The sequence below is a fragment of the Streptomyces sp. NBC_00557 genome (genome assembly GCF_036345995.1).
GTDB lineage: Bacteria > Actinomycetota > Actinomycetes > Streptomycetales > Streptomycetaceae > Streptomyces.
The window spans coordinates 2,929,214-2,948,792 of sequence record NZ_CP107796.1; the positions used below are offsets into that span (position 1 = coordinate 2,929,214).

The 19,579-nt window shown below is 69.8% G+C and carries 17 protein-coding genes; 7 read left to right on the top strand and 10 right to left on the bottom strand.

What is annotated here, in order from left to right; translation table 11 throughout:
- Nucleotides 1-83: 83 nt before the first annotated feature.
- From OG956_RS12175 to OG956_RS12185, 3 genes are all read right to left on the bottom strand, one after another.
- A complete protein-coding gene (locus tag OG956_RS12175; protein ID WP_330337982.1) occupies nt 84-500 on the bottom strand; it encodes a DUF6113 family protein in 417 nt (138 codons plus the stop codon).
- A complete protein-coding gene (gene mshB, locus OG956_RS12180; protein ID WP_330337983.1) occupies nt 497-1,354 on the bottom strand; it encodes an N-acetyl-1-D-myo-inositol-2-amino-2-deoxy-alpha-D-glucopyranoside deacetylase in 858 nt (285 codons plus the stop codon). Before mshB ends, OG956_RS12175 begins: the two co-directional genes overlap by 4 nt.
- A gap of 91 nt (nt 1,355-1,445) precedes the next feature.
- Nucleotides 1,446-1,640 (bottom strand): hypothetical protein, encoded by a 195-nt coding sequence (locus OG956_RS12185; RefSeq protein ID WP_116147688.1) that lies wholly within the window; start codon nt 1,638-1,640, stop codon nt 1,446-1,448.
- Between the two features lie 164 nt (nt 1,641-1,804).
- Here OG956_RS12185 and OG956_RS12190 point away from each other — a divergent pair, with 164 nt between their 5' ends.
- A complete protein-coding gene (locus tag OG956_RS12190; protein ID WP_330337984.1) occupies nt 1,805-3,949 on the top strand; it encodes a S9 family peptidase in 2,145 nt (714 codons plus the stop codon).
- A 110-nt stretch (nt 3,950-4,059) separates the two neighbouring features.
- Here the strand turns inward: OG956_RS12190 and OG956_RS12195 are convergent, their stop codons facing one another.
- The 5 genes from OG956_RS12195 to OG956_RS12215 are packed head-to-tail and all read right to left on the bottom strand — an operon-like array spanning nt 4,060 to nt 9,667.
- Nucleotides 4,060-5,130 carry an ABC transporter ATP-binding protein gene (locus tag OG956_RS12195; RefSeq protein ID WP_330337985.1) on the bottom strand — a complete coding sequence of 357 codons (1,071 nt, stop codon included), beginning with the start codon at nt 5,128-5,130 and terminating at the stop codon, nt 4,060-4,062.
- On the bottom strand, nt 5,105-6,097 hold the full coding sequence (locus OG956_RS12200; RefSeq protein WP_330342815.1) for an ABC transporter ATP-binding protein: 993 nt from the start codon (nt 6,095-6,097) through the stop codon (nt 5,105-5,107). The genes OG956_RS12195 and OG956_RS12200 overlap by 26 nt, the downstream gene beginning before the upstream one ends.
- A 35-nt stretch (nt 6,098-6,132) precedes the next feature.
- Nucleotides 6,133-7,113 (bottom strand): ABC transporter permease, encoded by a 981-nt coding sequence (locus OG956_RS12205; RefSeq protein ID WP_330337986.1) that lies wholly within the window; start codon nt 7,111-7,113, stop codon nt 6,133-6,135.
- A complete protein-coding gene (locus OG956_RS12210; protein WP_330337987.1) occupies nt 7,106-8,026 on the bottom strand; it encodes an ABC transporter permease in 921 nt (306 codons plus the stop codon). Before OG956_RS12210 ends, OG956_RS12205 begins: the two co-directional genes overlap by 8 nt.
- A 6-nt stretch (nt 8,027-8,032) precedes the next feature.
- Entirely contained in the window at nt 8,033-9,667 is a 1,635-nt protein-coding gene (locus OG956_RS12215; RefSeq protein ID WP_330337988.1) for a peptide ABC transporter substrate-binding protein, read from the bottom strand.
- A gap of 464 nt (nt 9,668-10,131) precedes the next feature.
- Here OG956_RS12215 and OG956_RS12220 point away from each other — a divergent pair, with 464 nt between their 5' ends.
- The 6 genes from OG956_RS12220 (at nt 10,132) to OG956_RS12245 (ending at nt 17,192) form a co-directional block, all read left to right on the top strand.
- A complete protein-coding gene (locus OG956_RS12220) occupies nt 10,132-11,163 on the top strand; it encodes an ABC transporter permease (RefSeq protein WP_330337989.1) in 1,032 nt (343 codons plus the stop codon).
- An 80-nt stretch (nt 11,164-11,243) separates the two neighbouring features.
- Nucleotides 11,244-13,031: an ABC transporter substrate-binding protein gene (locus tag OG956_RS12225; protein WP_330337990.1), complete on the top strand. Its 1,788-nt coding sequence runs from the start codon at nt 11,244-11,246 to the stop codon at nt 13,029-13,031.
- 95 nt (nt 13,032-13,126) lie between these two features.
- A complete protein-coding gene (locus OG956_RS12230) occupies nt 13,127-14,110 on the top strand; it encodes an ABC transporter permease (RefSeq protein ID WP_330337991.1) in 984 nt (327 codons plus the stop codon).
- An 11-nt stretch (nt 14,111-14,121) separates the two neighbouring features.
- Nucleotides 14,122-15,147, top strand: a complete 1,026-nt coding sequence (locus tag OG956_RS12235) for an ABC transporter ATP-binding protein (protein ID WP_330337992.1) — start codon at nt 14,122-14,124, stop codon at nt 15,145-15,147.
- A 19-nt stretch (nt 15,148-15,166) separates the two neighbouring features.
- Entirely contained in the window at nt 15,167-16,225 is a 1,059-nt protein-coding gene (locus OG956_RS12240; RefSeq protein ID WP_330337993.1) for an ABC transporter ATP-binding protein, read from the top strand.
- A 226-nt stretch (nt 16,226-16,451) separates the two neighbouring features.
- Complete coding sequence (locus OG956_RS12245) at nt 16,452-17,192, top strand: class I SAM-dependent methyltransferase (protein WP_330337994.1); 741 nt, start codon at nt 16,452-16,454, stop codon at nt 17,190-17,192.
- A 178-nt stretch (nt 17,193-17,370) separates the two neighbouring features.
- Here the strand turns inward: OG956_RS12245 and OG956_RS12250 are convergent, their stop codons facing one another.
- Entirely contained in the window at nt 17,371-18,489 is a 1,119-nt protein-coding gene (locus tag OG956_RS12250) for an ABC transporter ATP-binding protein (RefSeq protein ID WP_330342816.1), read from the bottom strand.
- A 24-nt stretch (nt 18,490-18,513) separates the two neighbouring features.
- Nucleotides 18,514-19,578 (bottom strand): ABC transporter ATP-binding protein, encoded by a 1,065-nt coding sequence (locus OG956_RS12255; RefSeq protein ID WP_330337995.1) that lies wholly within the window; start codon nt 19,576-19,578, stop codon nt 18,514-18,516.
- Nucleotide 19,579 lies beyond the last annotated feature (1 nt).

Genomic DNA, 19,579 nt, shown 5'->3' on the forward strand with positions numbered 1-19,579 from the left:
CTGGCCACTTCTGCCGCTTATCCCATGACCGCCGAGGAAACCCACACCGGACTCGCACGCGCGTCCTACGGCGAAGTGGTACGTCACTTGCCAAGTCGGGCGGCGCCGCTCCGGGGTTGCCGCCCGGCGCCGACGGTGGCGCAGATCACAGCGAGCGCCATGCCGCCGAGCAGGAAGAGATAGGAGCCGAGTCCCGCGCCGAACAGGAAGTCGCCTTCCGGGCGCGCGGTGGTGAGCAGGATGACGGTGACGATCCAGCCCACCACCGGTGCGACCGCCCCGCCCCGCCCGCCGGTGGCGTACGCGCCGCCGAGGAACAGCCCGGCCGCGCCCGCGAGGGCCAGCAGCAGCCCGCCGGGGAACCAGGCGGCCTGCACGAGGGCACCGGCGAGGCCCACGACGGCGCCGAGCACGAGGAGGCCCAGGTAGGCGGCGATCCGGCCGGCCGAGGGCCGGCCGAGCGGCTGGGCGAGCAGCGAGCCGGGTCCGTTCGCGCTCATTCCGCCGCCTCCTCGACGCCGGCGAACAGGTCGGTCTCGCCGGGCTCGGCCGTGCCGCGCACCAGTTCGTAGTACTCGGTGGTGAACAGCGGCTGGGCCAGCTCGTTGGAGAGCGCGAAGTACGGCTCGGCCACCTCGATCTGGGTGGCGTGGGCGCGCATCGCGGCGGCCTTCGCGGCGGCGAAGGCGGTGCCGTCGACGGCGGTGGTGACCCGCGCGTCGTCGACCACGCCGGGCACGTCGGCGACGCTGCCGCTCTTGTCGAACGGCAGGGCGGGCAGCTCGTCCTGGAGGCGGGCGAAGGCGGCGTCGGCGACGGAGCGCGGAACGCGGTTCCAGTACACCTTGGCGATGCGGTGGCCGCGCTCGGCCGCGAGGTCGACGGCGCGCATGGCGACGCGGTGGGCCTGGATGTGGTCCGGGTGGCCGTAGCCGCCGTTGTCGTCGTACGTCACCAGGACCTGGGGCCGCACCTCGAGGATCACGTCCACCAGATGCCCGGCGGCCTCGTCCACGTCGGCCTGCCAGAAGCACCCGGGGTCGTCGTTGTCGGCGATGCCCATCATCCCGGAGTCGCCGTACCGCCCCGCCCCGCCGAGCAGCCGGGCGTCCGTCACGCCGAGCGCGCGTACGGCCGCGGCCAGCTCTCCGCGCCGGTGCGCGCCCAGCGCGGGGCCGGCCAGATGCCGCAGCTCCGGCGGGATGACCTCGCCCCGCTCCCCGAGGGTGCAGGTGACCAGCGTCACATGGGCGCCCTCGGCCGCGTACCGGGCCATGGTCGCGCCGTTGTTGATCGACTCGTCGTCCGGGTGCGCGTGCACGAGCAGCAGCCGCCGGGCAGGCAGTTCCGTCATGGGGCCACCCTACGATCCCGGCGGCCGGCGCGTCGGGAGCCGTCCGGCGACGGCTTGGGGGGAAGCCGATGGTTAACGGCAGGACGGGATGTCAGAACTTGATGCTGCTGATCATGCTGGCGACGTTGGTCGTCAGCTGGCTGATGGTCGGCGCGACGGTCGAGGAGGCGAGGTAGAAGCCGAGCAGGATGCAGACGACGGCGTGGCCGCCCTTCAGTCCCGACTTCTTGATGAGCAGGAAGACGATGATCGCCAGCAGCACCACCGCCGAAATCGAGAGTGCCACGGCGGCTCACCTCCAAAGATCGCCAGATCCAGATCAGTTGATCAAATCCATGCAGACGCCAGCAGGTTGATACCCACACAGCGGTAGTGATCATAACTATCCGTACTCGCGCATCGCGCGGCGCACGGCCGCACAAGGGGGCGCATGGCCAATATGGTCGGGGTATGACGACCGAGTCCGACTCCTTCCCCCGTCGATACGCCCGGACCCAGCGGTTCACCCTCGGCGCGCCGCGCGCGTTCACGGTGGCACCCGACGGCGCGCGTGTCGCGTTCCTGCGTTCCGGCTCCGGCACCGACCGGGCCAACTCCCTGTGGGTCATGGATCTTCCGGGCGGCGAGGAGCGCCTCGCGGCGGATCCCGGCGCCCTCCTCGGCGGCGCCGGCGAAGAGCTCTCCCCGGAAGAGCGGGCGCGCCGGGAGCGCAGCCGCGAGGGAGGCGCCGGCATCGTCGGATATGCCACCGACACGGCCGTGGAACTGGCGTCTTTCGCCTTGTCAGGGCGGCTGTTCACGGCCGAGCTGCGGGCCGGCACGACGCGCGAACTCCGGGTCCCCGGACCGGTGATCGACCCGCGCCCCTCCCCCGACGGCCGGCACATCGCGTACGTCGCGCAGGGCGCGCTGCGGGTGGTGGGGGCCGAGGGAGAGGGCGACCGAGCGCTCGCCGAGCCGGAGCCCGCGGACGGTCCGGGCCGGGTCGCCTACGGGCTCGCGGAGTTCATCGCGGCCGAGGAGATGGGGCGTTCACGGGGCTTCTGGTGGGCGCCGGACGGGCAGCGGCTGCTCGTGGCGCGGGTGGACGACACGCCGGTGCGGCGGTGGTGGATCGCCGACCCGGCCCACCCGGAGCGTGAGCCACGCGACATCGCCTACCCGGCGGCGGGCACCGCGAACGCGGACGTACGGCTGTTCGTGCTGGGCCTCGACGGGGAGCGCACGGAGGTGGCGTGGGATCGCTCGCGCTACCCGTATCTGGCACGAGTGCACTGGTCAGCGGCGGGTGCGCCGCTGCTGCTGGTGCAGGCGCGGGACCAGCGCAGCCAGCTGTTCCTGGCGGTGGACCCGGAGACCGGGGCGACGCGCATGGTGCACGCGGACGAAGATCCAACTTGGCTTGAACTGTTCGCCGGAGTGCCCTGCTGGAGCCCCGAGGGGCAGCTCGTCCGGATCGCGGACGAGGGCGGCGCGCGGGTGCTGACGGTCGGTGAACGGCCTCTGACCAGCGGTCAGTTGCACATCCGGGCGGTGCTGGACGTGGGCGCCGACGACGTGCTGGTTTCCGCCTCGGCGGGCGCGGAGGCGGAGGCGTCCGAGGTCGGCGAGGTCCACGTGTACCGCGTCAACGAACTCGGCGTGGAGCGCGTGTCGCAGGAGCCCGGCGTGCACACGGCCGTGCGCGCCGGGAACGTGACCGTGCTGGTGTCCGCGACGCTCGACACCCCGGGCTCCCGTGTCCAGGTGCTGCGTGACGGAAAACCGGCGGCGACTGTCCGGTCGTACGCCGAAGATCCTGGTTTGTCCCCCCGCGTGACACTCACCCTGGGGGGCGCACGCCAAATCCCGTGCGCCGTGCTTATGCCACGGGACTACCACGGTGACACTCCCCTGCCCGTCCTCATGGACCCCTACGGCGGCCCGCACGGCCAGCGGGTGGTCGCCGCGCACAACCCCCACCTGACCTCCCAGTGGTTCGCCGACCAGGGTTTCGCGGTGATCGTGGCCGACGGCCGCGGCACTCCGGGGCGCTCGCCGGCCTGGGAGAAGTCGATCCGGGACGAGGTGGCGGCCACCGTCCTGCAGGACCAGGTCGACGCGCTGCACGCGCTCGCCGACCGGTTCCCGCTGGACCTGGAGCGGGTGGCGATCCGCGGCTGGTCCTTCGGCGGCTATCTGGCGGCGCTGGCGGTGCTGCGCCGCCCCGACGTCTTCCACGCGGCGGTCGTCGGCGCCCCGGTCACCGACCTGCGCCTGTACGACACCCACTACCAGGAGCGCTACCTCGGCGACCCGGGCGAGCAGCCGGAGGTCTACCGCCGCAACTCGGTGATCGACGACGCGGGCCTGGTCGACCCGGCCGAGCCGCACCGCCCGATGATGATCATCCACGGGCTGGCGGACGACAACGTGGTCGTCGCCCACTCGCTGCGGCTGTCCTCCGCCCTGCTCGCCGCGGGCCGCCCGCACGAGGTGCTGCCGCTGTCCGGGGTGACGCACATGACCCCGCAGGAGACCGTCGCCGAGAACCTGCTCAAACTGCAGCTGGACTTCCTCCGGCGCTCGCTGCCGCAACCGGGCAACCGACCGTGAACCGCGTTAACGCGCGGGCAACTTCACGGAATCGGCACCGATATACGGACGCGGGAGACTGATCAGCGTACGGCCGTGCGGGTGCCGTGAACGGGCCGGGGTGCACCATGTCACCCCGGCCCGTTGCCGTGGGTGCCCTCCGCCGGAACCACCCGTCTCTCCTCCGCGAAGTGACAGGCGGAGGCGTGGGCCGCCGGGCCGGAGGTGCCCCGGAACGCGGCCGGCACCGCGAGCGCCGGCACCTCCCGGGCGCAGCGCTCCTGCGCCTTCCAGCAGCGGGTGCGGAAGCGGCAGCCGGAGGGGATGTTCGTCGGCGACGGCACGTCTCCGCTCAGGATGATCCGCTCGCGGCGCTCCCGCGCCTCGGGGTCCGGGACCGGGACCGCCGAGAGCAGCGCCTGGGTATAGGGGTGCGTGGGGTGGTCGTAGATCTCGGCGTCCCGGCCGGTCTCCACGATCCGGCCCAGGTACATGACGGCGACCCGGTCGGAGATGTGCCGGACGACGGACAGGTCGTGCGCGATGAAGACGTAGGAGAGGTCGAACTCCGACTGCAGCCGGGCCAGCAGGTTGACGACCTGGGCCTGCACCGACACGTCGAGCGCGGACACCGGCTCGTCGGCGACGATCACCTCCGGGCGCAGCGCCAGCCCCCGGGCGATGCCGATGCGCTGGCGCTGGCCGCCGGAGAACTGGTGCGGGTAGCGGTTGACGTACTCCGGGTTGAGGCCGACCACGTCCAGCAGCTCCTGGACCCGGCGGCGGCGGTCGCCCTTGGGCGCGACCTCGGGGTGGATGTCGAACGGCTCCCCGATGATGTCGCCGACCGTCATCCGGGGGTTGAGGGAGGTGTACGGGTCCTGGAAGACCATCTGGATGTTGCGGCGGACGGCTTTCAGCGCGCGGCCGGACAGGCGGGTGATGTCCTCCCCCTTGAACCGGATGGTGCCCGCCGTCGGCCGCTCCAGGCTGCACAGCATCCTGGCGACCGTCGACTTGCCGCAGCCCGACTCGCCCACGATGCCGAGGGTTTCGCCCTTACCGAGGGTGAAGTCGACGCCGTCGACGGCCTTCACCGCGCCGATCTGCTTCCGGAACAGCACCCCCCGGGTCAGCGGGTAGTACTTGACGAGCCCGGACACGTCGAGGACCGGCTCAGTCGCCGAGGTCGTCGCGGCCATCGAGGCACTCCCTCCAGAAGTGGCAGGCGCTGCCGCGGACCTCGGAGACCTGGTACAGCGGGGGTTCGTCGGTGCGGCAGACGTCCCTCGCCAGCGGGCAGCGCGGGTGGAAGGAGCAGCCCGGCGGGATGTCCATCAGGTTCGGCGGCAGGCCCCGGATGGCGTACAGCTGACGACCCTTCTGGTCCAGGCGCGGGATGGAGTCCAGCAGACCGCGGGTGTAGGGGTGGGCCGGCGCCTTGTAGAGGTCGCGGACGGGCGCGGACTCCACGATCTTCCCGGCGTACATCACCGCGATCCGGTCGGCGACGTCCGCCACGACACCCAGGTCGTGGGTGATGAGGATGAGCCCCATGCGGTACTCGCGCTGCAACTCCGCGAGCAGGTCCATGACCTGGGCCTGCACGGTGACGTCCAGGGCCGTCGTCGGCTCGTCGGCGATGATCAGCGCCGGCTCCAGGGCCAGCGCCATGGCGATCATGATGCGCTGGCGCATGCCGCCGGAGAACTGGTGGGGGTAGTCCCGCACCCGCTGGGCGGCGGCCGGGATGCGCACCCGCTCCATCAGCTCCACGGCCCTGGCCCGCGCGTCCCTCCGGGACATCCCGCGGTGCACGACGAACATCTCGCCCAGCTGGTCGCCCACCGACAGAACGGGGTTGAGGGCCGACAGGGCGTCCTGGAAGATCATCGCCATCCCGGCCCCCCGGATCCTGCGCCGCTCCTCCTCCTTCATCCCCAGCAGATCCCGCCCCCGGAAGAGGATCCGCCCGCCGGTGATCCGCCCCGGCGGCATGTCGAGGATCCCCATCACGGCCTGCGCGGTGACGGACTTCCCCGACCCCGACTCCCCGAGCACGGCCAGGGTCTCCCCCGCGTCCACCTCGTAACTCACCCCGTTGACGGCCCGCGCGACCCCGTCCCGGGTCCGGAACTCCACGTGCAGGTCCCGCACTTCGAGCAGCACCCCGCGCTCGTCCGGAGCCTCCGTCACCACGTGCCTCACCTCAGCTTCGGGTCGAGGGCGTCGCGGACCGCGTCGCCGAGCATGATGAAGGCCAGGACCGTGACGGCCAGGGCGCCCGAGGGCCACAGGAGGGCGTGCGGGGCGTTGCGGACGTACGGGGAGGCGGCGGAGATGTCGATGCCCCAGGAGACGCTGGGCGGTTTGAGGCCCACGCCGAGATAGGACAGCGTCGCCTCCAGGGCGATGTACGTGCCCAGCGCGATGGTCGCCACCACGATCACCGGCGCCACGGCGTTCGGCGCGATGTGGCGCAGCAGGATGCGGGAGTCGGAGGCGCCGAGGGCACGGGCGGCCTGGACGTAGTCGTTCTGCTTGGCGGTGATGACCGCGCCGCGCGCGATCCGGCCGATCTGCGGCCAGCCGAGCAGCACCATGAACCCGATGACCGGCCAGACCGTGTTGCTGGTGACCACCGAGAGCAGGACCAGGCCGCCGAGGACGACCGGGATGGCGAAGAAGATGTCGGTGATCCGGGACAGGACCGAGTCCCAGACGCCGCCGAAGTAGCCGGCCAGGGCGCCCAGCACCGAGCCCAGGACGGCCACCCCGAGCGTCGCCAGCACGCCCACCGTGACGGAGGTGCGGGCGCCGTACACCGTGCGCGTGTAGACGTTGCAGCCCTGGCCGTCGTACCCGAAGGGCGCGCCCGGGCCCGCGCCGTCCTGCGCCCGGGCGAGGTCGCACTTCAGGGGGCTGCCGGAGGCGATCGCCGAGGGCCACAGGGAGATGAGGGCGAGGAAGCAGATCACCACGGCGGACACCACGAAGACCGGGTTGCGGCGCAGGTCCCGCCAGGCGTCGGACCACAGGGACCGGGGCCGGCCCGCGGGTCCGGTGCCCGCCGGGCCGCCCGGCGCCCGCTCCAGCGTGGTGGCCTCGCTCGCACCGAGGTCCATCGCACCCCCCATGCCGGTCCCGGCGATCGCGCCCTCGGGCTCGTGCGGCTGCTCAGGCATAGCGGATCCTCGGGTCGAGTACGGCGTACAGGAGGTCGACGAGGAGGTTGGCGACGAGGAAGACCAGCACGAGGACGGTCACGAACCCGACGACCGTCTGGGTGTTCTGGCGCAGGATGCCCTGGTAGAGCTGGAAGCCGACGCCGTGGATGTTGAAGATCCGCTCGGTGACGATCGCACCGCCCATCAGCGCGCCGACGTCCGCGCCGATGAAGGTGACCACGGGGATCAGCGAGTTGCGCAGCAGGTGCCGGACGACGACCCGGCGCCGGGGCAGGCCCTTGGCGATCGCGGTGCGGACGTAGTCGGCCCGCTTGTTCTCGGCGATGGAGGTGCGGGTCAGCCGGGTGACGTAGGCGAGGGAGACGGAGGCGAGGACGAGGCCGGGCACGATCAGCTCGTCGTAGCTTCCGTAGCGGACGGACGGGCTGATCCACTGCCACTTGATCCCCAGCAGCAGCTGCAGCAGCAGGCCGGTGACGAAGGTGGGCACGGAGATCACCACCAGGGTGGCCAGCAGCACCCCGGTGTCGACGGGCCGGCCGCGCCGCATGCCGGTCAGCACGCCGAGCGACACGCCGATGAGGATCTCGAAGAGGATGGCGACGATCGTCAGCCGGACGGTGACGGGGAAGGCCGTGCCCATCAGCTCGGTGACCTTCTGGCCGTTGAAGGCGGTGCCGAAGTCTCCGGTGAAGAGGTTGCCCATGTAGGTCGCGTACTGCTGCCACAGCGGCTTGTCCAAGCCGAACTCCCGCTTGAGCTGGGCGGCGGTCGCCGGGTCGCAGGCCCGCTCGCCGCACAGGCCGGCCACGGGGTCGCCCATCACGTTGACCATGAGGAAGATGAGCAGGGTGGCCCCGATGAACACCGGGATCATCTGCAGCAGCCGCCGCGCGACATAGCGTCCCATGACCGCTCAGCCGACCTTGATCTCGTTGTAGACCGGCACGCTGAACGGGTCGAGGGCGACGTGGGAGAGCCGGGAGGTGTAGCCGGCGCTGCCGTTCTGGTACCAGAGCGGGATGGCCGCCATGTTGTCGCGGACGACCTCCTCGGCCTGCTGGAAGAGGCGGACGGCCGCGGCCTGGCCGGTCTCGGCGTTGGCCCGGTCGACGAGCCGGTCGAACTGCTTGTCCGACCACTTTCCGTCGTTGGAGGAGGCGCCCGTGTAGTACAGCGGCTGCAGGAAGTTCTGGATCAACGGGTAGTCCATCTGCCAGCCGGCCCGGAAGGGGCCGGTCATCTTGTGCTGCCCGATCTGGTTGCGGAAGTCGGCGAAGGTGCCGACCGGGTTGCCGACGCAGGCCTTGTCGTCGCCGAGGGCGTTGTTGATGGAGTTGCACACCGCGTCCACCCACTGCTTGTGGGAGCCGGTGTCCGCGTTGTAGGTGATCTTCAGTCGGCCGCCCGGGATCCCGCCGCCCTCCTGGATGAGCTTTCTGGCCTGGACCGGGTCGTAGTCGCAGGCGTGGCCGCACAGTCCGGGCTTGTAGCCGCCGGCCGTGCCGAGGACCGGGGAGGTCCAGTCGGTGGCCGGGGTGCGGGTGCCCCGGAAGATGGTCTCGGTGATCTGCCGGCGGTTGATCGCCATGGACAGGCCGGTGCGGACCTTGCGCGCGCCGCTGGTGTTCCACCGGGGGTCGTAGTAGGGAAAGGCGAGGGTCTGCAGGATGCCGGCCGGCGTGTTGATGTAGCGGCCGTTCAGGTCGGTCCGGACGTTCTTGAGCTGGGTGGCGGGCACGTCGTCCACCAGGTCGAGGTTGCCGGCCAGCACGTCGGTGTAGGCGGTGTTGCTGTCGGTGTAGACCAGCAGGGTCACCCCGAGGTTCCGCGCCCTGTCGGGGCCGGGGTAGCCGTCCCACCTCCTGAGGTTCATCGCCGAGCCCCTGGCGTAGGACTCGATCCGGTACGGCCCGTTGCCGACCGGCTTCTTCAGCCAGGCGGCGTGGTCGGTGAAGAAGGCGCGGGGCAGCGGGGCGAAGGCGGCGTAGCCGAGGGTGTCGGGGAAGCTGGAGAACTTCTGGTTGAGCCGGACGGTGAAGGTCAGCGGGCCGGTGACCTTCAGCCCGGACAGGGTGTCCGCGCTCTGGGCGCCGGTGTCGGGGTGGACCTTGTCGTAGCCGTCGATGTAGGCGAAGAAGTAGGCGTTCTTCTGGTTGTTCCTCAGGCTCGCGCCGTAGTTCCAGGCGTCCACGAAGGAGCGGGCGGTCACCTTCTCGCCGTTGGAGAAGGTCCAGCCGTCCTTCACCCGGATCGTGAAGTTCCGCGAGTCCGTGGTGTCGATGGACCGCGCGAGCCAGTTCTGGGCCTTGCCGGTCCTCGGGTCGTACTTCTTCAGCCCCCGGAAGATCATGTCGAGGACCTTGCCGCCCTGCACCTCGTTGGTGTTCGCGGGCTCCAGCGGGTTCTGCGGGTCGCCCCAGGAGGAGGTCAGCACCCCGGCGCCGCCGAAGCCCGCGCTGTCCCCGCATCCGGTGGCGAGCAGCCCGGCGGCGAGCAGCCCGGCGGCGAGGGCGCAGGCGGTCCATCGGGCGCGGGCGACTCCGCCCATGGCTGCCTCCTCCGCGATCACTGCTGATACCGGTCACTATCTGTCTATACGTCACATTCCGCATGCGGACCGGCGAGGTGAGGGGCCGTTGGAGGGATGCGTTCGTCCGGGCACGGACGGTCACGGGAGGACACGCGGACGATCTTGACCAAGCGTGCAACAGATCTTCGGACAACGATGCCGAAACGTTGGATTCAGACGGGGTGATGTACGCATGTCGACACCCTGGCGTCCGCATAACGAACTTGTTGACCGATTAGCCCGGAAAGCCGGATGTGAAGCACGAATCGATCACGGCACGCTACCCGCGTAGCTACGGAGCGACCAAGCTCGAGTAAAAAACGTAAAGACGCAACCAAGGCGGACCAGAATTTATTGACCCTGCATGAATTGCGTTGAAAAAGTCCGGCGTAGCCCGTAGGGGAGCGCCCTGCGGAGCCTTGACCCACAAGGCACGGAGCATCATGACCACCCCCGCATCCCCTTCCCCGGCCGCCCCGCTCGAGGTGACCAAAGAAGACAGCGCCCCATCGGCCACGCCCGGCACCCCGAAGGGCACCGAGAGCCGCTCTCCGGGACGGCTGGCCTGGACCCGCTTCAAGCGGGACCGGACGGGCGTCATATCCGCCTTCGTGGTGATCTTCTTCTTCGTCATAGGCATCGCGGCGCCGCTGATCGCCAAGGTGTACGGGAAGGATCCGTACACGACGTACGGCCAGAACGACCCGAGCCTGCTCAACGACTTCGGATTCCCGGTCAAGCCCAACGGCGGCATCGACGGCGACTTCTGGTTCGGCATCGACCCCCAGCTCGGCCGGGACGTCTTCACCTTCCTGCTGTACGCCATCCGCAACTCGCTGCTGATCGCGACGGCGACCACCGTGCTCGTGGCCTTCTTCGGCGTGCTCATCGGCATCACCGCCGGATACCTGGGCGGCAAGACCGACTACATCGTCGGCCGGATCATCGACATCCTGCTGGCCTTCCCGCAGACGCTGTTCTTCATCGGCTTCTTCCCGGTGATGCTCACGATCCTGGTCGCACCGGACGAGGCCACCCCGACCTGGCTCACCGTCGTCTCCCTGATCACCGTCATGACGGCGTTCGGCTGGGCGCCGATCGCGCGACTGCTGCGCGGTGAGGTACTCGCCCTGCGCGAGCGGGAGTTCGTGGAGGCGGCGAAGGTCACCGGCGCCTCGCCGGCGCGGATCATCTTCAAGGAACTGCTGCCCAACCTGTGGACGCCGATCCTCATCCAGGCGACCCTGGCGCTTCCCATGTACGTGACGGTCGAGGCCGGTCTCGCCTTCCTCGGCGTCGGCCTGTCGGACCCGACCCCCGACTGGGGCGTGATGGTCCAGAACGCGTCCAAGACCTACCAGGACGACATCACGTACCTGCTCTTCCCGGGCCTGACGATGGTGATCTTCGTGATCGCCTTCAACCTCCTCGGCGACTCGGTGCGCGACGCGCTGGACCCCAAGGCCGGGCGCTGAATCTCCCCCTCCCTCTTCCGGCCCGGGCGACGGGGCCCGCCGGAGCAGTTCGTATCCGTCCTCGACCAAAGCAGGAAAAAATGTCCCTTTCCCGCAGAAACTTCGTCATCGCCACGTCGGTCGCGGCCGGCGGCTCCATGGTCCTCTCCGCGTGCAGCAGTGGCGGAGGTGGCGGGAACAGCGGCACCGGCTCCCACGCAGGCGCGACCAAGTACACCGGTCACGTCACCGTCGGCACCAAGGAGGACTCGACCGGCCCCGCTCCCGAGATCCCGGGCGCGAAGAAGGGCGGCAACATCATCGGCCTGGGCCCGGACGACTTCTCCCACCTGGACCCCCAGCGGATCTACTTCGCGTGGAACTCCACCATCGCGAACCTCTACGTCCGCGCCCTGACCGGCTACAAGATCGCCTCCGACGGCTCCATGAAGCTGGTCGGCGACCTCGCCACCGACGCCGGCACCATGTCGGACGACGGCAAGACCTGGACCTTCACCCTGAAGGACGGTCTGAAGTGGGAGGACGGCAGCGAGCTGACCGTCGAGGACGTCCGCCACGGCATCGAGCGCGGCTTCGCCGGCTTCACCACCGAGGGCGCGATGTACGTCCAGAGCGCGCTCGTCGGCACCAGCGACTTCCGGTCGAAGTACAAGGGTCCGTTCAGCGGCAAGCACCTGGACTCGATCGTCACCGACAAGGCGAAGAAGACCATCACGCTGAAGCTGAAGGAGGCCCGCCCGGACCTCAACTTCACACTGGCGATGCACTCCTACGGCGCCGTGCCGGTGAGCCACGACACCAAGGAGAAGTACGACAAGGACCCGGTCTCCGCCGGTCCGTACAAGATCGCCCAGCACTCGGTCGACAAGTCCCTGAAGCTGGTGCGCAACCCGCACTGGGACCCGGCGACGGACGCGATCCGCAACGCCTACCCGGACAGCTTCACCTTCCAGTTCGGCTACGAGGCGCTGCCGGCCACCGACCGTCTGATCGCCGAGAGCGGCGACGACCAGTACGCGGTCATGGCGTACAGCGGTGTCCCCGCCGAGCGCCTGCAGAAGGTCCTCAACGACCCGCAGCTCAAGCAGCGCACCATCAACGGCCTGCTGAGCGGTCTGTACTACTACGCCATCAACTGCAAGCGCATCACCGACCCGAAGGTGCGCCAGGCGCTCAACTACGCCTGGCCGCTGGAGCAGATCCGCCGCATCTACGGCGGCCAGGCCGCCGGTGACTACGCGACCTCCATCATCAGCCCGGACATCCTCGGCTACGAGCACCAGGACGTCTACGGCAAGCTGAAGAAGCCGCAGGGCGACCCGGAGAAGGCCAAGGCGCTGCTGAAGGAGGCCGGCAAGCTCGGCCAGAAGATCGTCTACACCTACCCCAAGGGCGGCAACGACGCCTACGAGAAGACCAAGGTCGTCATCGTCAACGCCCTGAAGGCGGCGGGCTTCGACCCGGTCGTCAAGCCGGTGGACTCCACCAGCTACTACGACCAGGTCCAGCAGATCAACAACCAGTTCGACGTGATGTGGTTCGGCTGGTCCCCGGACTGGCCGACCGGTTACACGGTCATGCAGCCGCTGTTCGACGGCGGCACGATCGGCAACGGCTCCAACAACGTCTCGCAGCTGAACGTCGGCTGGGTCAACGACGCGATCAAGAAGAACGCCGTGATCGCGGACCCGGCGAAGGCCGGCAAGGCGTGGGAGGCGCTGGACAAGAAGATCATGACCGAGCTGGCGCCGATCATCCCCGAAACCTTCCAGCGCCGGTTCTACCTGCACGGCTCGAAGGTCGGCGGCGCGCTGTTCGACCCGCTGTTCTCCGCGTTCGTCATGTACAAGCTGTACGTGAAGGCCTGACGCCCCAGCCAGTCCAGGGGCGGGGCGCCGCACACCGGCGCCCCGCCCGTCCCCCTCCGCCCCCACCACGGCGTCGCCCAGGGAATCCCATCGCCATGTTCCGCTTTCTTGTCCGCCGGACACTCGGCGCAGCGGTGATCCTGCTGATCATCAGTGCCATCACCTTCTTCCTCTTCTACGTCGCTCCGCGTGACCCCGCCCGGGTCGCCTGCGGCAAGGTCTGCACGCCACAGACTCTGGCGCTGGTCAAGCACAACCTGGGGATCGACGATCCGCTGCCGGTGCAGTACTGGCACTGGCTCGAGGGCGTCTTCGTGGGCCGCGACTACGCCTCGTACGGGCACTGCAACGCGCCCTGCCTCGGCTACTCGTTCATCAACCGCCAGCCGGTCACGGGCATCATCATGGACCGCTTCCCGACCACCCTCTCGCTGGCCCTGGGCAGCACGGTCGTCTTCTTCGTCTTCGGTGTGGGCACCGGCATGATCGCCGCCGTGAAGCAGGGCAAGGCGCTGGACAAGATCGCCTCCTCGGCCTCGCTGATCGGCTCCTCGCTGCAGATCTACATCGTCGGCATCGTCGCGATGTTCTACCTGTCCGACGAGTGGCACATCTTCGCCCGCCCGAACGACAACTCCGGCTTCACCGACGACCCGGTGTCCTGGTTCACCGGGTTCCTGCTGCCGTGGTTCGTGCTGGCGATCATCTTCACCGCCAACTACACCCGGATGACCCGCTCCCAGCTGGTCGAGACGCTGAGCGAGGACTACGTCCGCACCGCGCGGGCCAAGGGCCTGTCCCAGCGCACGGTGTTCTTCCGCTTCGCCTGGCGCGGCGCGATGGGCCCGATCGTGACGATCCTCGGCCTGGACCTCGGCTCGCTGCTCGGCGGCGCGGTCATCACCGAGCAGACCTTCGGCCTGCACGGCATCGGCGCCGTCTCGGTGAAGGCCGTGAAGGACATGGACCTGCCGATGCTGCTCGGTGTCACCCTGGTGGCGGCCGGCGCGATCGTCGTGTTCAACATCGTCGTCGACGCCGTGTACGCCCTCATCGACCCCCGCGTCCGCCTCGCCTAAGGAGAGACAAGATGAGCACCCCCTTCCTCTCCGTCCGCGACCTGCGCGTGCACTTCTCCACCGAGGACGGCGTCGTCAAGGCCGTCGACGGGCTCTCCTTCGACCTGGAGAAGGGCAAGACCCTCGGCATCGTCGGCGAGTCGGGCTCCGGCAAGTCGGTGACCAACCTCGCGATCCTGGGCCTGCACAACCGTGAGCGCACCGCCCTCGAGGGCGAGATCCTGCTCGACGGGCAGGAGCTTCTCAGCGCCTCCGAGCGCACCCTGGAGAAGCTGCGCGGCAACAAGATGTCCATGATCTTCCAGGACGCGCTGGCCTCGCTCTCGCCGTACCACAAGGTCGGCGTCCAGATCGCCGAGACGTACCGCAAGCACACCGGCTGCTCCAAGAAGGAGGCCCGGGACCGTGCCATCGAGATGCTGCGCCGGGTCGGCATCCCCCAGCCCGAGACCCGCGTGGACGACTACCCGCACCAGTTCTCCGGCGGTATGCGCCAGCGCGCGATGATCGCCATGGCGCTGGTCTGCGACCCCGAGCTGCTGATCGCCGACGAGCCGACCACGGCCCTCGACGTGACGGTCCAGGCCCAGATCATGGACCTGCTCAAGGACCTCCAGCAGGAGTTCGGCACGGCCATCATCTTCATCACGCACGACCTCGGCGTCATCGCGGACATCGCGGACGACGTGCTGGTGATGTACGGCGGCCGGTGTGTGGAGCGCGGCACCAAGGAGGAGGTGCTCCGCACCCCGGACCACCCCTACAGCGTGGGCCTGCTCAACTCGATGCCGAGCCTGGACGGTCCGGTGGACGTGCCGCTGACGCCGATCCCCGGTTCCCCGCCCTCGCTGCTCAACCCGCCCTCCGGCTGCCGCTTCCACCCGCGCTGCGCGTTCGCCGAGAAGGTCGCCGGCGGTCTGTGCTCGACCGAGCGCCCGCTGCTGAAGGTGCTCGACGGCCGGGGCTCCGCCTGCCACCTGACGGCGGACCAGAAGCGGGAACTCTTCGCCGACTTCGCCGCGACCCGGCACAACTGACGGACGGGACTTCACGATCATGAGCAACACGAACCCCCTCCTGGACGTCTCCGGGCTGACCAAGCACTTCCCGATCAAGGGCGGCTTCCCGATCCGCCGTACGGTCGGCGCGGTGCAGGCCGTCGACGGGCTGGACTTCCAGGTGTCCGAGGGCGAGAGCCTGGGCCTGGTCGGCGAGTCCGGCTGCGGCAAGTCGACCACCGGCCGGCTGATCACGCGCCTGCTGGAGCCGACCGGCGGCAGGATCACCTACCGCGGGCAGGACATCACGCACGCGGGCCGCAAGGATCTGGCGCCGATCCGCTCCGAGATCCAGATGATCTTCCAGGACCCCTACGCCTCGCTGAACCCGCGGCAGACGGTCGGCAAGATCATCTCCGGTCCGATGGAGATCAACGGCATCAACCCGCCCGGCGGCCGCGAGAACCGCGTCCGCGAGCTGCTGGAGATCGTCGGCCTGAACCCCGAGCACTTCAACCGCTTCCCGCACGAGTTCTCCGGCGGCCAGCGCCAGCGCATCGGTGTCGCCCGGGCGCTGGCGCTGGAGCCGAAGCTGATCGTGGCGGACGAGCCGGTCTCCGCACTGGACGTCTCCATCCAGGCGCAGGTGGTCAACCTGCTGCAGAAGGTACAGCGGGAACTGGGCATCGCGTTCGTCTTCATCGCCCACGACCTCGCGATCGTCCGGCACTTCTCGCAGCGCGTCGCGGTCATGTACCTCGGCAAGATCGTGGAGATCGCCGACCGCGACGACCTGTACGGCAACCCGCGCCACCCGTACACCCGGGCCCTGCTGTCCGCCGTACCCGAGGCGACGGTGGACGCCGAGCCGCGCGAGCGCATCCGCCTCGTCGGCGACGTGCCGTCCCCGATCAACCCGCCCTCCGGCTGCCGGTTCCGCACCCGCTGCTGGAAGGCGACGGAGAAGTGCGCGTCGGAGGCGCCCCCGCTGGTGCAGGTGGAGGGCAACAAGCCCGGCCACCTGACGGCGTGCCACTACCCTGAGACGCAGGAGACGGTCCCGGCTCCCCGGCTCTCCGGGGAGACCCTCTCCAAGGACCCCGAGGCAGCGGCCTGACACACCCCTTTTTTCCGTCAGCCGCCCCTCGCGGAACGGACTTTCACCGGCCCATTGACCCGAGCCCTGAACGTCCGCTTCCAGGGGACGAAGGCCCATGCCTCCCCAAGGTGTGGGCCTTCGGCCTGTCCGGGCAATTCGCTGCCGCCGCATAAGAGTTGAGAGTCCCTCAAGAACTGGGCCGGAAACTGACGCGTCGTTCAACACTCTGTGTCAGACTGCCGCGGTGGTAGATCACGTGTTCACCGATCTGACGCTTGCCGCGCTCTACGACCGCCTCAATCCCTGGGGGCCGGGTGACGACTTCTACCTCGGTCTGGTGCGCGAGGCCCGCTCGGTGCTGGACATCGGCTGCGGCACCGGGCGGTTGCTGCGGCGGGCGCGGGCCGAGGGGCACCGGGGCCGGCTGATGGGGCTCGATCCGGCCCCCGCCATGCTCGTACAGGCGCGGCGCGCCGAGCCGGACGTCGAGTGGGTGCTCGGGGACATGCGGACCCGTTTATGGGACGGCGAGTTCGACCTGGTCGTCATGACCGGGCACGCCTTCCAGGAGCTGGTCGGCGACGAGGAGATCCGCAGCTGTCTGCGCGGGGCGCGGGCGGCCCTCGAGGACGGCGGGCGGTTCGTGTTCGAGACCCGGAACCCGGACGCCCGGGCCTGGGAGCGGTGGGTGCCGGAGCGGGTGTACGAGATCACCGCCGGGGACGGGTCGCCGGTGCGGGTGTGGCACGAGGTCCAGGACGGCGGGCTCAGCGGGGGCCGGGTGCGGTTCACGGAGACGTACGACTGCGACGGCTGGCCGGCACCGCGGGTGTGCCGCAGCGTCCTGCGGTTCCTCGACCGGGAGTCCCTGGCGGACCGTCTCGCCGACGCGGGGCTGACGGTCACCGAGCAGTACGGCGACTGGGAGCGGGGTCCCGTCACCCCCGCCAGCCCCGAGATCATCACCGTGGCCCGGCCCGCCTAGGTCCTGTCGTCAAACTCCCGCCGTCCGCCCGGAGGGCGGGCCTCGCGCCCGCTGCGGAGCAGCTGATGCATGCTGTAGGTGCGTGCTCCAGGGGCCCCCGGCCGAAGGCTGGGGGAGGGAGTTTGACGACAGGGCCCAGCCCGCAGTCCCCGCCCGGCGGCCCGCCCGGCGCCGCCGCCTAGTCCGCGTTCTCCTCCAGCGCCGCGAGCGCCGGGTCCAGGACGATGTCCTCCTCCCGGGCCTCGGTCGTCGGGTCCTCCGGGAAGTGGCACGCCGTCAGGTGGCCCTCGTGGTTGCCGGAGATCCGGACCAGCGGCGGTTCCTCCGTCGCGCACTTGTCCTGTGCCTTCCAGCAGCGGGTGCGGAACCGGCAGCCGGACGGCGGGGAGATGGGGGACGGGACGTCGCCGGCCAGGCGGATCCGCTCGCGGCCACCCGTGTCCTCCTCCGACAGGTTCACCTCGGGGACCGCGGACAGCAGGGCGTGGGTGTACGGGTGGCGCGGCCGGGTGTAGATGGAGTCGCGGTCGCCCACCTCGATGATCTTGCCGAGGTACATCACCGCCACGCGCTGCGAGAAGTGCCGGACGACGGCCAGGTCGTGGGCGATGAACACGAATGCGATGCCCAGTTCCCGCTGCACCTTCTGCAGCAGGTTGACCACCTGCGCCTGGATCGAGACGTCCAGCGCGGAGACCGGCTCGTCCGCCACGATCAGCTTCGGCTCCAGCGCCAGCGCGCGGGCGACACCGATGCGCTGGCGCTGGCCGCCGGAGAACTCGTGCGGGAAGCGGTTGAAGTGCTCGGGGTTCAGGCCGACGATCTCCAGCAGCTCGCGGACGCGGTTCTCGCGGCCGCCGGGCGGGTTGATGCCGTTGATCTCCATCGGGCCCGAGATGATCTTGCCGACCGTCTGCCGCGGGTTCAGCGACGAGTACGGATCCTGGAAGATCATCTGGATCTCGGAGCGGATCGGGGCGAGTTCCTTGCGCGTGGCGTAGCTGATGTCCTGCCCGCGGTAGGTGATGCTGCCGCTCGTCGGCTCCAGCAGGCGCGTGATCAGCCGGCCGGTGGTCGACTTGCCGCAGCCGGACTCGCCGACCAGGCCGAAGCTCTCCGCGGCGTGCACGGTGATGTCGACGCCGTCCACGGCCTGCACGGCGCCGATCGTGCGCCGGATCGGGAAGCCGCCCTTGACCGGGAAGTGCTTCTTCAGCCCCGATACCTGCAACAGCGGCTCGCCGCCCGTGCCTCCGCTCTGCTCGCGCGGGGCCGTGAGGACGTTCTCCCCTGTCATCTCCTCTGCCATGACCGTGTCCTCCTAGCCCAGCCGGGGCTTGATCTCTTCGATGAAGATGGTCCGCTTCTGCTCCTCCGTGAGATGGCACGCGGAGGCCCGGTCCGGCGCCAGCAGCGGGCGCTCGCGCACACAGCGGCCCTGGCCCTCGACCCGCTCGGGATAGCTGCAGCGGGGGTGGAAGCGGCAGCCGGAGGGCGGGGTCAGCAGCGACGGCGGGGTGCCGGGGATCGGGGAGAGCGGGGCGCCGAGGTCGGAGTCCAGACGCGGCATCGAGTTCAGCAGGCCCCAGGTGTAGGGGTGGCGCGGGGACCTGAGCACCTCGTCGACCGTGCCGCGCTCCACCGCGCCGCCCGCGTACATCACCATGATGTCGTCGGCCATGTCGGCGATCACCCCCAGGTCGTGGGTGATGAAGATGATGCCGGACCCGAACTCCTGCTGCAGGTCCTTGAGCAGATCGAGGATCTGCGCCTGGACCGTCACGTCGAGGGCGGTGGTGGGCTCGTCGGCGATCAGCAGGTCGGGGTCGCAGACCAGCGCCATGGCGATCATCGCGCGCTGGCGCATGCCGCCGGAGAACTGGTGCGGGTAGTCCTTCGCCCGCTCCCTGGGGTTGGGGATGCCGACCTTGCCGAGCATCTCCACCGCCCGCTCCCAGGCCGCCTTCTTCGAGGCGCCGGTGTGCTTCATGAACGGCTCGGCGATCTGCCGGCCCACCGTGTAGTACGGGGAGAGCGCGGTGAGCGGGTCCTGGAAGATCATGGCGACCTTGTTGCCGCGCAGCTTCTCCAGTTCGGACTCGCGCGCGGTGGTCAGCTCCTGGCCGTCCAGGAGGATTTCCCCCTCGACCGTGGTGAACATGGGGTTGTGCAGGCCGAGGATGGTCAGGTTGGTCACCGACTTGCCCGAGCCGGACTCCCCCACGATGCCGAGCGTCCTGCCGCGCTCCAGGTCGAAGGAGAGCCCGTCCACGGCCCGTACGACGCCGTCCTCGGTCTTGAAGCTGACGTGCAGGTCCCGCACCGAGAGCAGGGGGGCTGCATCTGCCGGGACCGGAGCACCGGCTTCCTTGGTCAGAGTGGTCACG